16 protein-coding genes and 3 pseudogenes are annotated in these 23,142 nt (G+C 37.7%); 7 read left to right on the top strand and 12 right to left on the bottom strand.

Annotation, left to right across the window (positions count from 1 at the left end):
- Positions 1 to 528: 528 nt before the first annotated feature.
- Positions 529 to 1,182, top strand: coding sequence for a fructose-6-phosphate aldolase (fsa, locus tag ABID23_RS01340; RefSeq protein ID WP_354188544.1), 654 nt, complete (start codon positions 529 to 531; stop codon positions 1,180 to 1,182).
- Here the strand turns inward: fsa and lptE are convergent.
- Both lptE and leuS read right to left on the bottom strand, forming a co-directional pair.
- Positions 1,175 to 1,768, bottom strand: a complete 594-nt coding sequence (lptE, locus tag ABID23_RS01335) for an LPS assembly lipoprotein LptE (RefSeq protein WP_354188542.1) — start codon at positions 1,766 to 1,768, stop codon at positions 1,175 to 1,177. The two genes, fsa and lptE, sit on opposite strands and share 8 nt — an antisense overlap.
- Positions 1,755 to 4,397 carry a leucine--tRNA ligase gene (gene leuS, locus ABID23_RS01330; RefSeq protein WP_354188701.1) on the bottom strand — a complete coding sequence of 881 codons (2,643 nt, stop codon included), beginning with the start codon at positions 4,395 to 4,397 and terminating at the stop codon, positions 1,755 to 1,757. The genes lptE and leuS overlap by 14 nt, the downstream gene beginning before the upstream one ends.
- Positions 4,398 to 4,549: 152 nt before the next feature.
- Between leuS and ABID23_RS01325 the strand changes: the two genes are divergently transcribed.
- From ABID23_RS01325 to ABID23_RS01300, 6 genes are all read left to right on the top strand, one after another.
- Positions 4,550 to 5,239, top strand: coding sequence for a YggS family pyridoxal phosphate-dependent enzyme (locus ABID23_RS01325; RefSeq protein WP_354188540.1), 690 nt, complete (start codon positions 4,550 to 4,552; stop codon positions 5,237 to 5,239).
- Positions 5,240 to 6,087: 848 nt separating this feature from the next.
- The gene (locus ABID23_RS01320) at positions 6,088 to 6,306 is read left to right on the top strand and encodes a hypothetical protein (RefSeq protein WP_354188538.1); all 219 of its coding nucleotides are present in this window, start codon (positions 6,088 to 6,090) and stop codon (positions 6,304 to 6,306) included.
- A 759-nt stretch (positions 6,307 to 7,065) separates the two neighbouring features.
- Positions 7,066 to 9,042: an acetate--CoA ligase gene (acs, locus tag ABID23_RS01315; RefSeq protein ID WP_354188536.1), complete on the top strand. Its 1,977-nt coding sequence runs from the start codon at positions 7,066 to 7,068 to the stop codon at positions 9,040 to 9,042.
- A 694-nt stretch (positions 9,043 to 9,736) separates the two neighbouring features.
- Complete coding sequence (gene ftsE / locus ABID23_RS01310) at positions 9,737 to 10,396, top strand: cell division ATP-binding protein FtsE (protein WP_354188534.1); 660 nt, start codon at positions 9,737 to 9,739, stop codon at positions 10,394 to 10,396.
- Positions 10,389 to 11,342: a cell division protein FtsX gene (locus ABID23_RS01305; RefSeq protein WP_354188532.1), complete on the top strand. Its 954-nt coding sequence runs from the start codon at positions 10,389 to 10,391 to the stop codon at positions 11,340 to 11,342. The genes ftsE and ABID23_RS01305 overlap by 8 nt, the downstream gene beginning before the upstream one ends.
- Before the next feature lie 37 nt (positions 11,343 to 11,379).
- On the top strand, positions 11,380 to 12,021 hold the full coding sequence (locus ABID23_RS01300) for a YdcF family protein (RefSeq protein ID WP_435521238.1): 642 nt from the start codon (positions 11,380 to 11,382) through the stop codon (positions 12,019 to 12,021).
- 406 nt (positions 12,022 to 12,427) lie between these two features.
- Here the strand turns inward: ABID23_RS01300 and ABID23_RS08135 are convergent.
- The 10 genes and pseudogenes from ABID23_RS08135 to ABID23_RS01255 form a co-directional block, all read right to left on the bottom strand.
- Positions 12,428 to 12,664: pseudogene (locus ABID23_RS08135) on the bottom strand (hypothetical protein); the annotation flags it as partial.
- A 714-nt stretch (positions 12,665 to 13,378) separates the two neighbouring features.
- Positions 13,379 to 14,435: pseudogene (locus ABID23_RS01295) on the bottom strand (MFS transporter).
- Between the two features lie 1,684 nt (positions 14,436 to 16,119).
- Complete coding sequence (virB11, locus tag ABID23_RS01290; RefSeq protein ID WP_354188528.1) at positions 16,120 to 17,184, bottom strand: P-type DNA transfer ATPase VirB11; 1,065 nt, start codon at positions 17,182 to 17,184, stop codon at positions 16,120 to 16,122.
- A complete protein-coding gene (gene virB10, locus ABID23_RS01285) occupies positions 17,156 to 18,325 on the bottom strand; it encodes a type IV secretion system protein VirB10 (protein WP_354188526.1) in 1,170 nt (389 codons plus the stop codon). Before virB10 ends, virB11 begins: the two co-directional genes overlap by 29 nt.
- Positions 18,325 to 19,131, bottom strand: a complete 807-nt coding sequence (gene virB9, locus ABID23_RS01280; RefSeq protein WP_354188524.1) for a P-type conjugative transfer protein VirB9 — start codon at positions 19,129 to 19,131, stop codon at positions 18,325 to 18,327. Before virB9 ends, virB10 begins: the two co-directional genes overlap by 1 nt.
- 13 nt (positions 19,132 to 19,144) lie before the next feature.
- Complete coding sequence (locus ABID23_RS01275; RefSeq protein WP_354188522.1) at positions 19,145 to 19,843, bottom strand: VirB8 family type IV secretion system protein; 699 nt, start codon at positions 19,841 to 19,843, stop codon at positions 19,145 to 19,147.
- Positions 19,840 to 19,983 carry a lipoprotein gene (locus ABID23_RS01270; protein WP_354188520.1) on the bottom strand — a complete coding sequence of 48 codons (144 nt, stop codon included), beginning with the start codon at positions 19,981 to 19,983 and terminating at the stop codon, positions 19,840 to 19,842. The genes ABID23_RS01275 and ABID23_RS01270 overlap by 4 nt, the downstream gene beginning before the upstream one ends.
- A gap of 387 nt (positions 19,984 to 20,370) precedes the next feature.
- Positions 20,371 to 20,812, bottom strand: a pseudogene (locus ABID23_RS01265) (type IV secretion system protein).
- 380 nt (positions 20,813 to 21,192) lie between these two features.
- Positions 21,193 to 21,897 carry a TrbJ/VirB5 family protein gene (locus ABID23_RS01260; RefSeq protein ID WP_354188518.1) on the bottom strand — a complete coding sequence of 235 codons (705 nt, stop codon included), beginning with the start codon at positions 21,895 to 21,897 and terminating at the stop codon, positions 21,193 to 21,195.
- Between the two features lie 291 nt (positions 21,898 to 22,188).
- Positions 22,189 to 23,073 (bottom strand): TrbL/VirB6 family protein, encoded by an 885-nt coding sequence (locus ABID23_RS01255; protein ID WP_354188516.1) that lies wholly within the window; start codon positions 23,071 to 23,073, stop codon positions 22,189 to 22,191.
- Positions 23,074 to 23,142 lie beyond the last annotated feature (69 nt).

Genomic DNA, 23,142 nt, shown 5'->3' with positions numbered 1-23,142 from the left:
TTTATACTGATGAGGGAGTAAGCCAGCACCATTGTTTTATTTGTCAACCTGTGGGTACAACAACATTACATTGAAACATCAAAAGGGTGTTGAGTCTTTTCTTCTCATGTTTTACCCCCAGACAAGCCGCATTTATGACGTGTCAAAATAGTCTTGATTGATTTAACATAAACAAGTTTGAAATGTAAGGAATCTTATGATACTTAGAGCTCTCTCTTAACATGAAAAGTGATAAAATATCAATATCTTACCTTCTTAAAAAAACAAAATCTCACATCACTCTTCATACAAGAGAACACTCTATAACAAATGAACTTGTGCAAAAACACTTTCAACGCCCATACCATAAACAAACGCTTCTTATATTTTCTTCACTTGTATCTTTTCCCTTTTACCAATTTATGCCTCAACCGACCATATAATCAATATCCTCTCTCTTGCTTTTACCACAAACAATAGAGCATAACAGAAGCAGGATGAAACATCAAAAGCTTTGACATTAAAGAGCTTAAAACAAGGAGATTAGAGATGAAGTTTTTTGTGGATAGTGCACAAATTGAAGAGATCCAAGAACTGCAAAATCTAAGCCTCGTTGATGGTGTCACCACCAACCCTTCCCTTATCCTAAAGTCCGGACGCAATATTCTTGAAGTGATAAAGGAAATTTGCACCCTCGTTGATGGACCTGTTTCTGCCGAAGTTACAGCCACAGAATTTGAAAGCATGATGAAAGAAGCGGCTGTTTTAGCAAAAATTGCCGATAATATTTGCATAAAACTGCCCTTAACACTTGATGGACTGAAAGCCTGTAAAGCACTTACAGCCCAAGGGTTAAAAACCAATCTCACCCTTTGCTTTTCTGCTAATCAAGCCTTATTAGCTGCCAAAGCAGGCGCAACATTTGTTTCACCCTTTATTGGCAGAATTGATGATTGTGGAAGTGATGGCAACGAACTTCTCCATGAAATTCGCACCATTTATGACAATTATAACTTTAAAACGCAAATTTTAGCAGCTTCCATCCGTACCGTTAACCACGTCAAAGAAGCAGCACTAAGCGGTGCAGACGTTGCAACTGTACCACCAACAATTTTAAAAGCACTGGTTAAACACCCCCTCACCGATAAAGGTCTACAAACCTTTCTAGAAGATTGGAAAAAAACCGGACAAAATATTACTTAACTTTTGAAAGATCCCTTAAAAGCAACATGAAAAGCTGTTCAGCCAATTCCTCAGCCACACGCTTTTGCGCATCCTCCTCTGCCTGTATGGTTGCATATTCCTGACGAAGCCGTTCAAATGATGCACGCATCGTTCCAGCACCTTTGGCAAGAGGATTATTTTTCATATCTTGTAAGATATAATAAGCTCGACCCGTCACAGTTCCAACAGAAGGGCGCCCTTCCCTTTTCCTCTCGCGATCAACCTCAACCCGTACAGAGTCCCTTGTAAACACCGATGTCTGCAAAACCAACTGATAAATTGGAACGGAAGGTTTCCCTCCATGTCCATAAAGAAGAAATAACAAACGATTGCGCACCATTTGACCAAAGCGATCTGAAGGTTCTGGCATAACAATAGCAGCAAGTTTTTGAGAAAGCCCTAAAGGCTCTTTTCCAAAAGACTTGCCATAAGCAACAGAACTCTCAGCATCCATCGTTGTCGAAATCTGCGAGACTTCACGATAAAGCGGTTCAATTTTGCACCCGCATAAAAGAGTTAAAAAACCAGCTAAAGCAGTAAGAATAAAGCTTTTAAAAAACGACATTCACAATCCTTTGTGGCACTATAATCATCTTTTTAACAGATTTTTCGCTCAAATGCACCTTTACAAAATCAAGATCCAAAACCGCTTCTTCAATCATTTCTTTCGTCGCATTTGCAGAAACCGTCACCTCACCACGTTTTTTACCATTAATCTGCACCGGCAAGGTATAACAATCTTCAACAATTAATGCAGGGTCATAAACAGGCCACGAAAGCTCAGACATTAAAGTGTTTCCCCCTAAAGCCGCATGGCACTCTTCCGCTAGATGCGGCATGATAGGCGAAATGAGTGCCAAGAAAAAATCCATTGCCTGACGCAAGGCAGCCTTCATTTCATCCTCAACACTTTCCACCTTATTGAGTAAAGGCGCCATAATATTCAAGAATTCATAAAGACGTGCAATAGCCCGATTAAAAGCAAATTTTTCTAAATCATCTTCCACAGTGTGAAGCATTCGGTGTGCTGCTTTTGAAAGTTCCAAAGCCGCCCCCTCATACCCAGCACGAGGCGTAACGTCCCTTAACACCGGAGCACTCAAAGCCACATGGCGCCAAACACGTTGCACGAAACGATGCGCCCCTTCAACACCTGATTCTGTCCAGATAACATCTCGTTCAGGAGGAGAATCCGACAACACAAACCAGCGCACAGTGTCTGCTCCATAGGATGCAATAATATCATCAGGATCAACGACATTCTTTTTTGATTTTGACATTTTTTCAATCAAACCAATCGTCACTTCACTTTGATCGGTTAATTTATAAGCTTTGCGCTTTCCATCCTTTTCGACAATCGAAATTTCTTCTGGCGAAACCCACCCTTGATCATCCCGATAAGTTTCATGCACCACCATCCCTTGGGTAAACAGTCCCTTAAATGGCTCTTCCACAGCCCCATACCCCACCATTTTCATGGCACGCATAAAAAAGCGCGCATAAAGAAGATGTAAAATGGCATGTTCAATGCCACCAATATATTGTTGCACAGGCAACCATTCAGTGATCGCTTGTTTATCCACTGGTTCTTGTGCAAAAGGTGCGGTAAAACGTGCATAATACCAAGAGGAGTCCACAAATGTATCCATAGTATCAGTTTCACGTTTGGCAGATTGACCACAGGTCGGACAAGAAACAGTTTGCCATATCTCATGACGCAATAAAGGATTACCAGGCTGTTCAAAAGTAACATCGTCAGGCAAGACAACAGGTAAATCAGCACGTGGCACAGGAACCACACCACAAGAGGGACAATGGACCATCGGAATGGGGCACCCCCAATAACGTTGACGTGAAATCCCCCAATCACGCAAACGAAATTGTACTGTTTTTTTCGCCTGCGGCTTATCCCCAAGCATTTGTTCTTCAAGCTTTTTCGCTGCTTCTTCAAAAGCCTGTTGGGGCGCCAAACCATCCAAAAATCTGGAATTGATCATGACACCCTCACCGGTATAAGGCGTTTCAGCAACCACAAACTCTTCTTTTTCAACCCCAAAGGGTAATACCACCGGCTGCACAGGAAGGTCATATTTACGAGCAAAATCCCAATCTCTTTGATCATGGGCAGGACAACCAAAAACAGCTCCCGTTCCATAGTCCATAAGCACAAAATTAGCGATATAAACAGGAATATGCACCGTTTCATCAAAGGGATGAACAGCCAAAAGCGGTGTGCGAAAACCTTGTTTTTCAGCAGTTTCAAGTGCTGCAGTTGTGGTTCCACCACAACGACAATTTTCGATAAACGCCTCTAATGCTTTGTCCTTTTCTGCCAAAGACTGGGCAATGGGGTGATCAACAGACAGTGCCAAAAAAGAAGCACCAAAGAGTGTATCAGGTCGCGTTGAATAACAAACAACCTCACTCCATGCTTCACAAGCCTCATCAGCGCCCTCTGTCGCCTTCAAAGCCCAACGAATTAAGAGACCTTGTGACTTCCCAATCCAGTTTTTTTGCATTGTACGAACTTTTTCAGGCCACTGCTCCAACTTTTCCAGCCCTGCCAGCAAGTCTTCACTAAAATCACTAATTTTGAAAAACCACTGCGTCAATTCACGCTGTTCAACCAAAGCACCAGAACGCCATCCCCGTCCATCCACAACCTGCTCATTAGCCAAAACAGTTTGGTCAACAGGGTCCCAATTGACCTTAGCCACTTTGCGCGCCACCAGCCCCTTTTGATAGAGATCAAGAAACAACATTTGTTGGCGGTGGTAATAATCCACATCGCACGTCGCAAATTCACGTGACCAATCAAGTGAAAGCCCTAACTGCTTTAATTGCCCACGCATGACTGCAATATTCTGATAGGTCCAAGTTTTAGGATGCACCTTATTTTGCATCGCAGCATTTTCAGCCGGCATCCCAAAGGCGTCCCACCCCATAGGATGGAGCACATTAAACCCCTTTGCGCGTTTATAGCGTGCAACCACATCTCCCATCGCATAATTGCGCACATGTCCCATATGAATGCGCCCTGACGGATAAGGGAACATTTCTAAAACATAATATTTTTCACGCTGATCTTCCTCCTTGGTCTGAAAAATTTTCTTTTCTTCCCAAATGGCTTGCCATTTTTTTTCGCGCGCCCGCGGATTATAGCGTTCACCTAAATTATAACGTTCAATCGTCATTCCCATTATACTCTTCAATAAAATTGAACCAAAAAACTTGTTTTATGCTTGACCATGGATTAACCCCATCGTCAATATTTTCAGTAAATATTTTACAAAGTTTTTACAAATAATGGCTCAACTCTCAAAATAAAAACAGAAAGTATAAAAATATGAACACACACACAACATCTGATGTCTCTTCTGTGATAGCATGGAAAAATCTCCAAAAAGACATTGCTCAAATATGTCAAGACTATAATCGCCCCATAGAAGAAGTACAACTTATCGCTGTCTCCAAAACGATTCCTGTAGAAAATATACGTCCTCTTTTACAAGCAGGTCAGACTCGTTTCGCAGAAAACCGCGTACAAGAAGCCGCAAAAAAATGGACTGAGTTGCATCAACAGTTTAAAAATATTGAACTTCATCTCATTGGTCCTTTACAGTCCAATAAAACAGCCGAAGCTGTTAAAATTTTTGATGTTATCCAAACGATTGACCGCGAAAAAATAGCCAAAGCTTTATCTGAAGAAATGCAAAAACAAAAAAAGCACCTTCCCTGTTATGTTCAAGTTAATATTGGATTAGAACCTCAAAAAAGTGGTATCGCACCACAAGAAGTGGTCTCCTTTGTTACCCAATGTAAAAATGATTATGGGCTTGATATTGTGGGTCTCATGGCTATCCCTCCTGTAGAGGAAAACCCCGGTCCCTATTTTGCACTATTGGCAAAACTAGCAAAACAAGCAGAGCTCCCAAAACTTTCAATGGGGATGTCTAGTGATTTTAAAACAGCTCTTCAATTTGGCTCTAACGTTTTGCGTATTGGCTCTGCTTTATTTGGACAACGCCCTGTTTAAAGCCATTTCCGCCCCCAATAACACACACAAGAATCCATTGTATAATTTTATATAAGGACAAATGATAAAAACAATAAAGGTGTGTGACACACGAATAACAAAAGCACTCCGCAATCAGTCATCGCAAACAACAGATAATATATTGATTGATAATAATCATTGAACGTTATTCATATCATGTTAAAAGCATAAAGTCGGTAAGACTTTCTCATTCCAAACCCGCTTATGTTGAAACAATCAAAACTATATCCTGACATATTATCAACGGAATGAGTATATGAATAAAAACCGCTTTAGAGGGGGAAAATGCCCCTGCTGAATCATCTCAAGAGAAAGGGCAGTTGGTAACCCCCATGAGCAAGCAAATATAATGATGAAGCTTGTTATTTCAATATAATAACCGCAATGTTTGGCATTAAAAAGCCAAAGATTATACCTCTCCACTCTACGGAAACAATGCCCCTCACTTAACCAAACACGCAAAGGGTGCAAAAAACTGAAAACACGGGTGTCAACAAAGCACCCAAACTTTAGTATAAACTAATGAGCTAAATACTCCCCTAAAACACTCAAGAAAACGCTCAAAACCATGCAATGATAACAATCCTCCCAAAGCATAAAGGCTTTTCACACACGAAAAAGGGTACACTCAATAATCGCTTAAAAAACAAATGAGGGAAACAAAAAAACAGAAAATAATAAAAACAAAACTATCTAGCGCTATAAATATATTTATATGCAAATCAAAATAATAACACCAAGTTTTCAAAAATTTTATTTTATTTTTCTCTAAAACGCATGATATTTACTTTAAATATCATCATATTGATACGTTAAAGGGGGGATATATGAGAAATTTTGGTTCACGCGATGTTTATAATCTAAATGATTCAACACCTGTTTATGCAAATGCATGTAGCCTTAGTGATTTTGCTTCTCAGATGGATATACAGACGCTTCAAATAGGAACTGTAACAGGAATGAAGAATGCAACCATAGGCGGCTTTACTGGGGGATCAGAAGGTAAACTTTCAGGTGGGCTTCAGGTCTCGGAGGGGAACTTGTAAGCAGTGCTACTTCAGGCTTTATAGATAAAATTCATGAGTGTTGGTTCTCATTTATAGAAAGTAGCGACAAAGATAACTCTGAATTTAAGTAATTTTGTAAATATATATACACCAAAATTAAATATCTATAGCTAGAGATAAACTCATTTTCAGAGATAGCTATTATATATCAATATATTATAATAAGGATTTTGTTATAATGAATATGCGTTGTGAAATCATAAGATTGTTTTGCATTCTCATTATATTTATCCCTATATATGCTATTGGTTTTACAAAAAATTAGCGATTACAGTTGGAGAGTCGTTATAAAATCAACATTATATACAGTAATTCTGTTTATTGTTTTTGATAGTTTGTGTAGATATTTTGGTGTATATTAGCATCTTAATGCGTTTATTTTTTTTAAATTAAGAGAACACAAAACAAAAAACATTTAAATCAATCATCTAAAAAACACTCTCACCCTATCTCCCCCTTTTTATAATATTTTTTAAATTTTATTTTGTTTATGCACTGATAAAAGGCTCTATTGCTATAATATAGTCTGCCATCTTTGAGTATCCTAACATAGAATAATAATACTCTCTTTAATAAAACTTCCTCAAAATTTAAAAATTGACTATTCCAATATTTGTCATTTAGTCTACTACCAAATTCAATATTTTTATTAAATAAATAAGCTTCTGGAAAACGCTACCCAAAACATCAAAACACAATGACTGTTTTTTTCCAAAAGATAAAAAAAGCGAGGGAACAATGTCTGAAAAAATTTATCCAATCCCAGACCATATCAAAAAACATACCTTGATTGATGAAGAAACATATCAACAATGGTATCGGAAGAGTATCAATGATCCAGAAAGCTTTTGGGCAAAACATGGTCAACGCATTGAATGGTTTAAACCTTATACAAAAGTAAAAAATGCCTCCTTTGACGATAATGTCTCCATTCAATGGTATGAGGATGGCATAACCAATGTTGCCTATAATTGCATTGATCGCCATTTAAAACACCACAGTGATCAAATCGCGTTAATTTGGGAAGGTGATAACCCTTACCATGATAAAAAAATAACCTATCGTGAACTTCATGACCATGTTTGCCGCTTTGCCAATATTTTAAAAAAACATGGCGTCAAAAAAGGTGATAAAGTTACCATTTACCTCCCCATGATTCCCGAAGCCGCCTATGCCATGCTTGCCTGTGCGCGCATTGGTGCCATTCATTCGGTTATTTTTGCTGGTTTTTCTGCGGAGGCAATAGCAGGACGCATTGTTGATTGTGAATCGACCTTTGTCATTACCGCAGATCAGGGCTTGCGTGGTGGAAAAGAGATCAAGTTAAAAGATAGCGTTGATCACGCTATTGACATAGCAGCCCAGCAAAATGTTCATGTCAATGAAGTCATGGTCATACGACGGACCAGTGGAAAAATTAACTGGATAGAGGGGCGTGATTTTTGGTACCATGACGAAGTCTCTGATGCCAGCCCAAATTGTCCAGTAGAAGAGATGAATGCTGAGGATCCTCTTTTTATTCTCTATACCTCAGGGTCAACAGGCAAACCTAAAGGCGTTTTGCATACAACAGCTGGTTATCTTGTTTATGCTTCAATGACGCACCAATATGTTTTTGATTATCACCCTGGTGATATTTACTGGTGTACTGCCGACATTGGCTGGATTACTGGGCATTCTTACTTAATTTATGGTCCTTTATGCAATGGGGCGACCACTTTAATGTTTGAAGGGACCCCTAACTTTCCTGACCAAAGCCGATTTTGGAAAATTGTCGACAAACACCAAGTGAATACGCTTTATACCGCACCAACAGCTATTCGCGCTTTAATGGGTGCGGGAAATTCATTTCTTGAGCACTCCAAAAGGACTTCTTTACGTCTTTTAGGCACCGTGGGCGAACCGATTAATCCAGAAGCATGGGAATGGTTTTATCATAAGGTTGGAAATAGTCACTGTCCCATTCTTGATACATGGTGGCAAACAGAAACAGGAGGGCATATGATTACGCCCCTCCCCGGTGCAACACCACTCAAAGCAGGATCAGCGACACGCCCTTTCTTTGGTATTCAACCCCAAATCGTTGATCCCCAAGGCAATGTTCTGGAAGGTGAAGCAGAAGGCAATCTTTGTATTTCTGACTCATGGCCTGGTCAGATGAGGACCCTCTATAATAACCATGAGCGCTTTATTGAAACCTATTTTTCACCTTATAAAGGAAAGTACTTTTCAGGTGATGGCTGTAAACGCGACAGTGATGGCTATTACTGGATTACCGGACGGGTTGATGACATTCTCAATGTCTCTGGACATCGGTTAGGAACAGCTGAAATTGAATCGGCCCTTGTTTCTCATCCAGCGGTTTCAGAAGCAGCGATTGTCGGTTATCCGCATCCCATTAAAGGGCAAGGAATTTACAGTTTTATCACCTTAATGGAAGGCACACCGCCAAGCGAAGAATTATGTAAAGAACTTATTGAATATGTCCGAAACGAAATTGGAGTCATTGCCATATTAGATAAAGTTCAGTTTGCTCCTGACTTACCAAAAACACGCTCAGGAAAAATTATGAGGCGTATTTTACGAAAAATTGCTGCAAATAGCTTTGATGATCTAGGAGATACTTCCACCCTTGCCGAACCACAAGTCGTTGATGATCTGATTGCCAATCGCCAAAATAAGGAAGCCAACACCTCATCAAAACAACAATCGTAATATCTAGCTCTTCTGGTGGCTCTGGCTTTTTTTTACGAGAACCACCAGAAGCGCTCTTTCTATAATGCCTTCTACAAAAAATCATTCTTGATGCAATTCGTACCACTCAAAACAGATAAAATATCTCAATCTTCTCAAAAAGAGTTGAAGAAGAAATGTTCAGAACGCGTTTATATAAATCCTGAAAACCGAAAGAAAAAGAAAGTAAAGAATCCTCTGCCGATTACGAAAGAGAAAACAATATTTCATACAAAATACACATGATGGTTTTAACCTCTTTATCCCAATCATCTTGGATTTTTTCCTAAAATCATCAATCAAGAAAAAGGAAAATAATATTCAAATATTGTGGAACACACCTTCTACCCAAGATTTCAGCACTATATGGACAACACTCATTCGCAAGCGCGCAAACAAGACGATTCATGACGAAGCAAAAAACAGGCATGACGCTTCTCATGTTTCTGCTAGAAACGCTTTAGAATTCCTGCTAAAATCATCGATTAAGGGAAAATATAAAAGAGTATAATAAATTGGTAATATTATCACAAACAGTATTGTTTTAATAACGAATGAGAAACGAAAAAAGCAGAATATTGGAAACTGTGTAGTGTAAACCCAACCAAGAGCCTGACACAATGAGAAAAAAAGTTCTTATAACAATGCAATATAAAAGCAGAAGTGGTAATGAAAAGTGATTCATTTTGAAAATGTTGGATTGCGCTATGGAATGGGGCCTGAGGTCCTTCGCGATATTAGCTTTCATATTCCCCCTGGATCATTTCAATTTCTCACTGGCGCCTCTGGAGCAGGAAAAACATCGTTGATGCGTCTTATGTTTTTGGCTCTCAGACCAACACGCGGACATATTGATTTATTTGGCAACGATACAGCCTTACTCAAACAAAAAGAACTCCCTGCTCTACGACGACGTATCGGTGTTGTTTTTCAAGATTTTCGCCTCCTTGATCATATGACCACTTATGAAAATGTCTCTTTACCTTTACGCATTAAAGGACAAGAGGAAGCAACATATCGCAGTGAAGTAGAAGATCTTCTCTGTTGGGTAGGACTTGGAGACCATATTCATGTTTTACCCCCAGTTCTATCTGGTGGAGAAAAACAAAGGGTAGCGATTGCCCGTGCACTTATTGATCAGCCTGAAATTCTCCTAGCTGACGAACCGACAGGAAATGTTGATCCACCTTTGGCAAAACGCTTGCTTCGTTTGTTTATCGAGTTAAACCGTTTTGGAACAGCGGTTGTTATTGCTACCCATGATATTGCATTAATGGAACAAGTCGCTGCACGGCGCATGCTCCTCCATAATGGACGGATGACAATTCATGAATAAACCTTTTCCCATATTTACCAGCAAGCAAAAAAACACAACAGCGATTATTCCCAATGGCAACATTTCTGGACAAGCTCTCGTTGCCGTTATTGCTATTATGACTTTTCTCTCGAGCCTCACCTTAATCGGCGTTGATTTAATACAGCGTGCTGGAAAGAGCTGGAGCAATCAAATTAGCTATGAAGCGACCATTCAAATACGCCCCATCGAAAATATTAATATGAAAAAATCCCTTGATGATGCCGTTAAATTGGTTAAAACATTTCAGGGTGTACAAGATGCCACAATTGTTGACGAAACCGCAACAGAAAAGCTCCTCGAACCATGGCTCGGCACAGGTTTAAGCTTAAGTGAATTGCCCCTTCCCCGCCTTATTATTGTAAAATTGAAAGAGAATGAAGACATCAATTTTCACGCCATAAGTCATGCAATCAAAACACAAATTCCAGGAGGACAGTTTGATGATCACCGCGCTTGGGTAGATCGTTTTGCGACAATGGCCCATACAACTGTTTTCATTGGCTTCGCAATTTTAGCATTGGTTCTAGGCTCACTGATACTCACGGTGATTTTTGCCACACGCAACGCATTGGCAGAAAATGCCCATATTATCAATGTCCTATACTTCCTTGGTACTGAAACACTCTTCATTGCGCGCCAATTTGACTGGCATTTTTTTAAAACTGCACTACGTGGTGCCTTATATGGTGGGGTTACCAGCATACTTCTCTTTGCTGTCTTTACCTTTTGGACAAATTATAACTTAGGGAGAGTAGAAGCGAGCCAAATAGCTGCCTTATTTGGACATTTTTCCATAAAATCCATTCCCTATGGAAAAATTATGGGGCTTATTCTCTTTGTTTCTTTTCTGACAACACTCACAAACCGCATGACTATTCTGACACAACTTAAAAAAATTGACCAATGTGAGAACGGTTTATTTTAATTTTATGATTCACGACCCTGACAATTCTGAAACCCTCATGGAAAATGATATAGAGCATTCCCTAAAAGAGAGTGCTACAAGCAGCTTATGGAGTATGCGCTGGTTTTTTCGTTATTTTCCACCCACAGCATTGTTTCTTTTAATCATTATTCTGCTTTTTTGTATTGGTTTCATTGTTTTTTCTGAAAAAACAGAACGACTCCAACCACCAAACCATTTACAAAAAGCAGATGCCATTATCGTTCTGACAGGGGGAGAAAACCGAATAGAGACAGGGCTCTATCTCTTAAAAAAGGGGGTTGGTTCACGACTTTTGATCAGTGGAGTTAATGCCACCACCACTTTAAAGAGCTTCATGCACACCCGCCATATTACGCCACAACTCTTCACCTGTTGCGTCGACATCGGACATAAAGCAATTAATACAAAAGGAAATGCGAAAGAAAGCGCTGCTTGGATTAAAAAGCATCATTATAAAACAGTTTATATCGTCACGCATGATTACCACATGTGGCGTTCAATGCGTGAATTAAAATATCTCATGCCTGACATTCATTTTATTGCTTATCCGGTTAAAAGTCATCACAATGCAAGTATGATACAACAAATCAATCAAATACGCATTCTTGCATTCCAATATATAAAAATGATCCAGGTCTATATAAGAACCGCATTCTGATCTTTACCCTTTTCATTTTCTATAAGAAGCCCTATCGCTCTTTACCAGCCCGATACCACTTTGCATTAAAAACGTTCAAGATATCTCTTTTTTCAGTATCCAAACGCCACCCCACCTACAACATGTAAAAAAATGGTTTTGATTGCTTCAATATAAAAATTTAAAATGAGAAATCCCAGCGAGTTTCAGGTTCGTTATTGAATGATACAAATGACAAAACGCTCAACCAACAGCCACAAAAGCCCAAAATCCTCTATGCTTCTGTTTATTAAAATCGTGATAATTGCTTGAACAAATCATACCGATAACACGCATGGTAATCCTCAGAAGGTAAGATACCGTAAACATAATAAAATAGATCATAAAGCTTTCGCCTTATAGAACGACTCTCAACAGCGGTGTTTTACTACTGCACCTCAAAAAACATTCCTTGACGACACATGTTTTCCGATACAACAAACAACTTAACCTTTTCAGTTTCTTTCACTTTCAATTTTGGAAGTCTGCGAACAATTTTCAAAGCTTCTAAACTCACGGAAATAACCCTTTGAAACAACTCCAGTGGGCAAGCAGGACTGCCAACGGTTGCAATAGCATAGCAATTGGCATCATAAGCAAGTCCACTTTTTTTATCTGTCTTAACTCATCAACACTCCATAACACTTTCAAGAGTAAAGTGACCATTTACAATATCATCATAAACCTCAAAAGAAATACAAAAGAAATATTTGTCATGATGATATTGCTGTTATCAACAACCGTCGATTTATCCTTTTCCTGACCATTGTTAATTTTTGCAAATTCCTTTCAACAACATTATAGATGTTGTGCAGGATGCAAGAATATCTGTCAATTTTGAATGACTCGTTTTAAAGGTAAAAGGATAAAGCTTTACAGTTTCATCATTTACGTGCAAATGAACTCAAATGCACGCCATGCATTGATCAATTTTTTAAAAATCTTCAGCACTCTTGCACAAGGGATATAAGGTCATTCTTTAGAGAAATTACCAGCATAGCAAGTGCGGTCCATCTTCTGAAAAGAACAATCTATAACTATGATAGAAAATATCTTCTTTTGTTATAGCCTTATCAGAATAAGCAGATTTGAAATAAGGAAATCATATGCTATTTGAAAGCCTCATTCAAATTACGGAACGTAAGGTTTATCAATAAAATCAACATGTTGCATTATGTAAAAAATCTCATTTCTTTTTGCAACAAAACAACTGTTATAAAATCTGGCAAATTCACACTGTTCTGCATCAAATCATCAAAAAACCGTTAGGAATATCAATATTTTTGTTTCAAATATCATTGACGAGCCATCTTAAAAAAAGAAATGTTATGTAGGGATGTCAATGATTATCATATTCTGCCGTGTTAGGAGGCGTTAACTCTTTATTTTTCTTAATTTTTATAACGCCCATCATTCCAGTGGAAATAATGAGTGCAGACATAGCCAAGAAAGAGCTCACTAATCCTACGAGTGCAAAAAAACCAGCAATAAAGCCAGACAGGGCTTCTGCAGAGTTCGCTAAAATTGAAAAGGTCCCAAAACTCTTACCAAAGTCTTCACGACGAGAATATAATTGAAAAGCTGAGACTAAAGTAATATCCACAAACGCACCAATAACCCCTAAAACCAATGCGAACACGAGAAGGAGTTTTAAATAAAGTTCTGCAGCTAAAGGCATAAAAAACAGAATAACCCCATAAAGAAGCCAAAATACCATGAGCTTCAACGATGTAATCTTCAATATAATTTTATGATATAATAAACCACCGACAATCGTTCCCACAGCCATGAGAGAAAAAAGTGAACTCACAAGGCTTTCCTCTCCCCCCCACAGAGAAAACAAAAGCTGGAATTAAAAATCTTAAAATTGCACCAGCAAAGAGAATAGCAAATGACGAGCCAACAAGCGTCATAAATAAATGTTTGTTTTCTGTAGAAATATATTGAAGATAAGAAGCTGTTTCTCGATAAATTTTTATAAAATTGAAAGGTTTATTCTCATTTGGATTGAAGTTCATGAGATTTAATAACACGATAATAGAGATAAAAGTGGTCAAAAAATCAAAAATGAGGACTGCCGATTTATTCGCTAAAAAAATTAGTACCGAACAAACCAAAGGGCCAATGACAGATGCGGTTTCCTCTATAATTTGTGCAATACTATTTGCCTTTGTAAAATCCTTTCTTGAAAACATTCTGGGAATAACAGCTTGAAAACTCGGTTGAAAAATACTTCTTCCTATCGTTGTACATATTGCTGCAAAAATAAGCACAATAATATGCGCAGTCCCTGTTATTGTGGTTACAAAAACGAATAATGAGGCTAATAATCTAACAAATTCACTTAAGATCATATTTTTCTTCAAAGAGAAATTATCCGCTAACCAACCTCCTATAGGACCAAAAAAGAGAGAACGGACTCTTTTTTAAAAATAAGTTCGTACCAACCATTCGATATTAAACTTTTCTACACTTAAAATTGCACTCTCTATAATAAAATTGGTGATATGAACTTCAAAGAAATTGTATATCCTCATAAACCTCTTCATAAGTTAATAGAAAAGCTTTAAAGAAATATGCATCATCATACAAGCATCTAGACCAAATCACGCAGTATAATCATTTTTTTTCTGAGTTTCTTCTTAAAAAGGAAATAATATAAAAAAATATTATATCAGAATCTGCCATATTAGAATAATAAATAGAGCACTTCTGCACACGCGTGTGGTACTGTTCTTAACATTTATTATAATGCACTATGCGCGTTATTCTTTTATAATTATTTTTTATAAAAAGGGATAAAGTCAACATAAGTCAATAAAGAACCATGCTTATTTTTGGCAAAAACATTGTCAATTTCGCTATTCTTGACGACGCGTAGAAGACGCCTTTTTCAGTTAATATTGACCATATTACTTTGAGTTTAAAAACAGCAATATGTACCCCATTCCTTATGAAGAGATATACTTTAAACATCTTCAGGAAATGATCAAAATAAACCAGAGTTTCGTTTTAATTGCAGTAGAAAAACTTCTTCTTGAGAAGAACAAATATAGCAATGAATAGGTTATTATCATACATAAGCTCTTTTTTAGCTATACACTCATCCGTTTCATCGGACTTTTTTTTGCAATAAATGCTTTTAAAATACGTTGTTTCTCTCCTGGCATTAGCCAAAACATCACACGAGTATACCAACCTAGTTTTGTAAGTTGCCAAAAGTCATTCTCTTCCCCTATAAGATTCTTCGATAAAAGAATATCTCATTTAACAAATACTGCTAGGCAAAAAATTCATTTTTATGAAAGATTGTCTCAGAAAATCATGATAAGAGAGCTGTAAAATCATTGGCATTATCTTATCTAGAATCAAGGGGGTTTACGAACATGTGCGCACATTTTCTCGCTATTGTTCGCTGTCATATAAGGATGACGATGAGAAAAATTTGTTATTACATGTTCACAGTTTGATGATACAGCATTAACTCAAAAACCACGCAAATCACAATTTGAATATCCATACACATAATACATATGAGCGCTTATAGACCAATATTATTTTGTACACTGGCTTGTGTCATAGTAATGTAGGTTTACATTGACTGAACAGCTGTCAAAGACAACATTATTTACCTTAAAACAAAAAATAATTCCAATTTTACCCAAACTCACAGAAACTCTTAAAATTGGTCCTATAAGTGCAAAAACATGCATTTATAGTGAACACCGGAAAACACGTCCCAAAGAAAGTTTCGGAGTTTTGTTTTATAATATGTTTAGCTAAGCAGGTGTAAAAAACCGACATACAGTTCAAGAAACTTAGCAACAACACATACTACAAATTCCGATGCAATAGTCTCACAATTGAAAGCGCTTTTTGAAGTGATGGACGACAATATGGCATCCTTTTATACAAAAAGAGCAGATCATAGAAAATCTGCCCTTAGAATGATAACAAACTCCCCAAAATGCAAGATAAATAAAAGCGTAATAGAATCATAAAATAAAAATTCTTTACGACTCATATGACCTCGTCATTTAATGGTTGTTGATTGCCATATTATTGAAAGAACAACACCTCTTAAACTATTTTTGATTTAGAAAAAATGGGATCATAAAAGACTTCAGAAAGTTTTCGATCCTTGAAAAACAATACCACATCCACTGTTGTATAAAGCACCATCTTTATCATTTCTAAGTCGAGTTGACGACCAACTTCTGATCTTTTGATCAATGTGGCACATCGTTCAAATGTTTGCAAAGCGCTATTGGCATGTGTTGTTGTAATTGATCCAGGATGTCCAGTGTTCAAAGAATTAAGATATTCCCACGCTTCGTTGCCACGCAGCTCAGCAAGAAAAATACGATCAGGTGATTGACGTAAACAGGCATCTAAACATTCTTCAGCCGAAACACGACCCGCTCCGTTACCATAAATCATATGGACATGGTTCGGGTGATTAGGCAAAAAAAGTTCATGAACATCCTCAATTGTGATAATGCGCTCTTCTATCGGTACCTTCTCAATTAAAGAGCGAGCAAATGTTGTTTTACCCGATCCTGTTTTTCCTGCAATAATAATATTACGTTTATGAAAGACGCACTGTTCTAAAAATTCAATAATTTTTCTATCACGTTTAAAACGTAAGAGTTCTACCTCAAATGATTCCAACCGCGTAAAATCTTGCTTCAACAATAAGCTATTTGCCTCCTTTTCAGAAGGCTTATTAAAACTTACATCCGTAAAACAATCAAAAGCCCCCTCTTTATTGAGTTCCTCTAATGTTTTCACCGTAAGAGAATGTTTACGAATTACAAAGGATAGTGCACCATCAATAATAGCGGGTGTTTGTACAATTGTACCGCGTTGTCCACCGGGTAAACGTACATAATTAATACTTTTGGGCGCCATACCGTTATACACAATAAGCGCTGTGATAAGTGTCTGTAAAAAAGTGGTTGTTAATTCCGGCACAGCGTGGATTTGCCAACCCTCAAAGCTTTTTGTCCATACTTCACAGGGGCGGCAAATTGATAACTCAGTAACTTTGGGATCTCCCAAAAAATGATCAAGTGGTTGTAAAAGTTGTGCAACAGCTTGATCTTTCTGTATCGAATTAGCGGGTAACGAGGCTGTAGACATCACTGAAATCCAAATCACGGGCAACGAAAATATTGACTCGTTCGCCTTGGTTTTTATAAAGTGTTGGTGCAATGTTAATTGAATTTTGAAGAACCTCGCTCACTACCGATTCAGCACCTTGCACATTTTGAGATTGTGGTTTTTCTTTTTCCTCTTTACTTCCTCGTCCCATTTTTTCTTTTACCCATTCTCCTAAATCACCAATGATGCTCACCATGATTGCTCCCCCAAAACGTTGCCAAAAATGTGTATCAATCCAACCACCAATACCAGATTCACCAAGAGGGCCAGTGCCAGGTGAGTCGAGATTGATAATGATACCAGAAGGTGTTTCAACACGTGACCATTGTACAAAAACACGTGATTGCCCTTGTTGCACACCACTTTGATAAAAGCCCACGACTTTAGAACCACGATCTAATAAAACAACACGGCCGCTTGTAGAATAAACATCGCGTGTTAAATGACACGTTGTCATTCCCGGCTGCGATGTAACGATCTTGGTTTCTAGGATACAATCTATCTGTGTCCCCTGTGTAATCAAAAGATCGCGGTTGTGAAGTTGGGCAGCACGTGATTGACCTAATCGTACAGGTTGAAGATTATCAAACAAAGCACTACTATTTTGATCATGGTGATATGGATCTTTTGAATGGTCTATAGAAGAACTCTCACCACCACCGTTGTTAAGACTAGAATTGAGCATACGTGTGCGCGCTATTTCTTCGATATCTTTTATTAAATGTGATGGTATCGTTGTTTGCAAAAGCTTAGCCAAAGCTGCTGGCATTTCATTTTTTGAATCGTCTGCTGCCTGTGTTGGTTTTTCTACTTCTTCTATAACCTCTGGCTCTTCTATAACGCGAGGAATATAACTGGGTATCACTTGTTGCACCGTCTGTTGAGGTTTTTCTTCCTCAATATCTACGGTATTGTGCATTCTCAATGCCTTCCAAGTCAAAGCAATTGGTATTGCTATGACGACAACAAGCCCCACCCCTAATAATGCGCGCGCTCCAGGAATTGTCGGACGACGCTCAGAACCCAATTCTGAACTCCCATACGCACCTTCAATATATGTTTGTTCGGTGTTATCCTTTTTTGCACCTTTATTGATCTCATCTCCTTTCTGTTTGTTAAACATTACTTTCCTCCTTTATTGATACGATGAACCACCGAAGAAACTGTTCCAGTTGTATTTGGTATACCATTAGGATCATAAGCTTCATTGAAAACAGCCAAAGCACGTTTACCAAGCCGTATAAGCCACTTGGGATTGATCTTGTGAACGGCAATAATATCATTGGCACTGCCTACAACAGTACGTGGAATGAGACTTTCATTCCCCTCAGAGTCCACCATGTAAATGGTCGGCATATCCATGTTAGCAGGAAATTTGAAATAGGTAATACGCCCATTGTCCCAAGTATTTATCGGGGCGATATCTTGATCACCACTCATAGTATATTTGAGATTGTAACCTTTTACGCCTTTGTGAAAACCATGTTCAATAGCAAGACGTCGATTATTTTCCTCTAACTCTTGGTTGTTTGTATCGGAATAATAAAAAGCCAATTCGTAAGTTGCATCAGCACGATCATTGCGAAACTGTAATCGGAACTTGTAGCTACGTTTATCGGTAACAACGATGAGGTTTGTATTTGCAAGTTCCGCTTTGGGTTTAATAAAAATATGCCGTCCCTTATGTGCAAAAGCATAAGCTTCCGAATCACCAAAAGCGTGGGTGACATAATGTTCACCTTCTTCAAGAATAATATGTGTAGCAACGCCCAGAACAGTTTCAATCTGAACAACATCGGCCTCGTTATATGTTACATAGCGAACGCGATGATCATACTGTGAACTCGATGGAGTTTTAAGCGCTTGTACAGGCACTGTACCAAGAAAGGAAAGTGAGGAAAATAAAGTAATGAACGCAAGTTTTCTCATAATAATTAATTCCTCAATCATGCAAAAGTACTTCTGGATCAGCACGATAGCTTGTCACTTGGAAACCAAGAGGATTTAGTAACCGATCAGATGAGGTCATTGGCGCCCCAACGTAGGTATAACCAATCGTTGCAATCTGATGTTGTTTTGCTCCAGCTGCACCATTATTATCATGTTGTTGTGTGGTAAAACGTACGGTCGCTTGACCAAGACCATTAGGCTGAATTGATCGCACTTTTACTGTGATACGTGCTTTGTTGGAAAGCACTTTATCACGCGCCGTCTCACCCTCATAAATTTTGTAAAACTCTTGCTGAACGGCTGGATTACTTAAAAGCGCTGTCGTATCATAGTTGAGCTGAATTGTATCGTAATCGTAAGCTTCTCGGTTCAACACATATTGATTGAGCCAATATCTGTCTACAACTTCTCCATAACTGGTTTCATGTTCACGCATGATCGAGATTACATCAACCGCGCCTGTGGTATTATCAACGCGTAGCACCAAAGGTGTTGGAGCAGGCTGATAAAAACCAACGACCCCACATACCATACCGAGTAATCCAAAAATACCAACGACACTTGCTACACGCCATGCTGTCTTCCGCGATCTTATAAATTCGTCTAGGAGTTCGCGTTCTAAGCCTCGGCTTTCCTCATAATAGCTGTTTAGCTTTTCAACTTCGACTGGTTTAGCTTGTTTTTTTATCATATGACTCCTCGCTGAATTTCGGCAGGAATTGTTTTATTAATCGGCACACGGTTCCAATTACTTGGTTGCTTTGGCTTTGGAGCAAATAGGCAAGCCGATAAAAGACTCGCAATCAAAATCGTAAAAATGATTCTTTTCATTTTAATATTCCTCTTTTGCAACTGTTATACACACCTTTAACACTTTTTTATCATTATTTCAATTTTGATTAAAAAATATATTGTCTATAATTGTATTTATTTTTATTGATAGACGTATTTATCTATTGTGTTGGTATTTTCTCTTATGTTCTTAAATATTTTGATTATTTCATTATGCGACGACTGTGGGAGGCAGCATCTAGTATCCAGAGATTTCTCAATGTAACGCCTTTTGCCAGAACATTGGCAAACGGATTGACATTTTAAGCAACAGCGCAATGGAGACAATAGACAAGATAAGAACACCACCAAGGACATAACCTACATTCTGTTTTTACATCAAACTTTAAATCACTCATGTCATTAGCAAAGATGTTTATCAGCATATTAAACACGATGGCTAAAAGCATAATAAGAATTGTATAGCTTAAGATTTGCACTATCCATTATTAAAAATAAGCGATAGGTTGGTTGCCAAAGTAAAGCAACAATGAAGAGTGGTCTGAGTCCAACAAGAAGGGTAAGTATAGTTCGTGCTAATAAGATGAGCACTCCGTAAATTACTACAAAGAAGCTTGTTACAGATAGAGTAAGAATATCGAAGAATCTATAAAGCAGACTCTTCAAACGCTTTGCTTGCACACTGGAATCCTTTTTCAAAAACGTTGTCAAATGAAATAGCGATTTTTGTATGCTTGGCGGATTGCCTATCAATACCTCTAACAAGTCATCAGGCATACTCATTATAAAGATAACGTCCTGCAATGAATGCAATTGAAGTAATAATGCTTATGCATATACAACGGTTCAAGAATTCAAAAACTGGCATATCTACAGCACCGCGCATGATAAGCCAAACATAAAGGATACAAGAAATAGTAAGATCGACGGACACAAAGGAGTTAATTGTCGCAATTACTTTTGATGAAATATCCGTGACATACGCACTTGTTGCTTGATCAGTTTCACGGAATAATTGTGAGAGTATTTGAAAACTACGGTATTTCTCTCTCTCTCCAATTTTCACTTTTCTGTTGTATTAGAACAGCGGTACATTTTGCATTTATACAATTGACCAAAAACACTTTTATGTGTTATAATAATTGGCCATTATGTGTTTTTAGACAGACCTGTTGAACAGGATATATCGAATTTTTACAATCAAAAAAATTGCCGATATAAACGGTTATGTTATAAAGGATTTTATCACTAGTGTCTTTTATATTGTATCTGAACAATTGGCATTTTCACATTTTTATGACTTAAAATTTGTATATTGCGGTTATATTTTTGCTGGCGTATTAATGCTTGCTCTGCATTACGCAGATGTGTAACCATTTGCAATTTTGTTGCTTCATTTTGGATCATAGCAAGTACACCCTTAATGTGCACTTGTAATTCATTAACACTTTTCAAATCTTCTGTATTCTTAACTTCCATTAAATATTGCACAACTCGCATGAAACGCTTTTCTGTTTCTTCAAAAGATCGCAAACTTATGAATTTATCAATAATAGCTGCATATTGAATACGTTGATCAATAAGTTTACGTGCTGTATCAAAATCCATGATTTCAAAATAGTTTTGCTCTTGTGTTTCAACATTTTTAAAAAAATTAGAAAAGTCTGGAGAAACCTTTGATTGTTCCTTCTTATCGTAAATATATTTGGGTCCAGAAAGTAAAATATCATCACCATCCCTTATTGCGATATTGTTCATTCGAAAGCCTGTTATAGACTCATGTATTTTTTTCGTTTCAGAAATTTGATTTTTCATTATCTCAGACTGAGCTGCCATGGTGTTAATCAACTCCATTTGTATTTCGTCTTCAATTGTTAGTGTTCGTGCTGTCAATGCTGGACTTAATGTTGCCTCAAAAACGCCCATTGCTATTACAATAATCAGCCTTTTCATGTTTTTTCCTTTTAAATTTATATTTTACATGAACATTAAAAATTATATTGTTTCTCTGTACAGTCTCATAAATATGTGGATAAGCTCAAGTTATGAAATGCTATTTCTTATTTGGCTTGTTTATTCTCATATGGTTTCTCATTGAAATTTCGTAGGAACATCTTCATGAAAAGGCAAAAGCCCTATCTATTGCTCTTATGTTAGAGTAAACAGACAAACAGATAAAAATATAATCAAAATAATAAATTTGACTTATTTCAATACATCCACATTTTAACTTTAATATTTTTATTATTTGTCTATGCGGTTGCTGTGAGAATTACTGTTTCTGGGCACATTTAATCTCCATAGATGCCCTAATGTAATACCTTTTGACAACGCGCTAGCAATGCTTGATAATTTGAGCAATAATACGATGGAGACAATAGATAAGATGAGAGAGCCACCAAGTGCATAAGCTACATTTTGCTGTCCATCAAATGCTAGATCTTTCATATAATTTGCAAAAATATTCATCATCAGACTAGATACGGTCGCTAGTAGTATAATAAGAATTGTGTAACTTAAAATTTGGGCTATCCATTGCTCAAAAAAGCGGTAAGTCGGTTGCCAAAGCAAAGCAATAATGAAGAGTGGTCCAAGTCCAGCGAGAAGAACAAGGGCAATTTTTGCTAGCAGGATGAGTGCCCCGCCAATTGCTGTTAGGAAACTTGTTGCAAGCAGGATAAGAATTCCAAAGAGTCCATAAAGAAGTCCATCGGAATTTAAAAAAGCAGCTTCTTCAAAAGCTTTGCTTGCACTTCCAAATCCTTCTTTCGCTACAGTATCAATCAGTCTCCCTAACTGATCATGATTTTGTGAATCTTTTATGAGAGCACCTAATAAGTCATTAGGAATTTGAGTTACCAAATTTGCAATCTCCGGCTGATAAAGCCCCGTAGCCAGTGCAGTAGAAGTAATAATGCTCGTGCGTATGCAACGATTCAAGAATTCAGAAACCGGCATATCTACAGCACCGCGAATGACAAGCCACCCGTAGAGTATAAAAGCGATGGCGAGACCAGCGGAGACAAAAGGTGTAATGACGACAATTGCTTTTGATGAAATATCCGTGACATACGCACTTGTTGCTTGATCAATTTCACGGAATAGTTGTGAGAATATTTGGAAACTCATGGTATTTTTCTTTCACGAATTTTCATTTTATTGTTTAAAAATAGCGGTATGTGTTATATTTTTTCGCAT

It is taken from the genome of Bartonella silvatica (genome assembly GCF_040545155.1).
GTDB classification, from domain to species: Bacteria; Pseudomonadota; Alphaproteobacteria; order Rhizobiales; family Rhizobiaceae; genus Bartonella; species Bartonella silvatica.
This window is presented reverse-complemented; position numbering and strand designations above follow the sequence as displayed.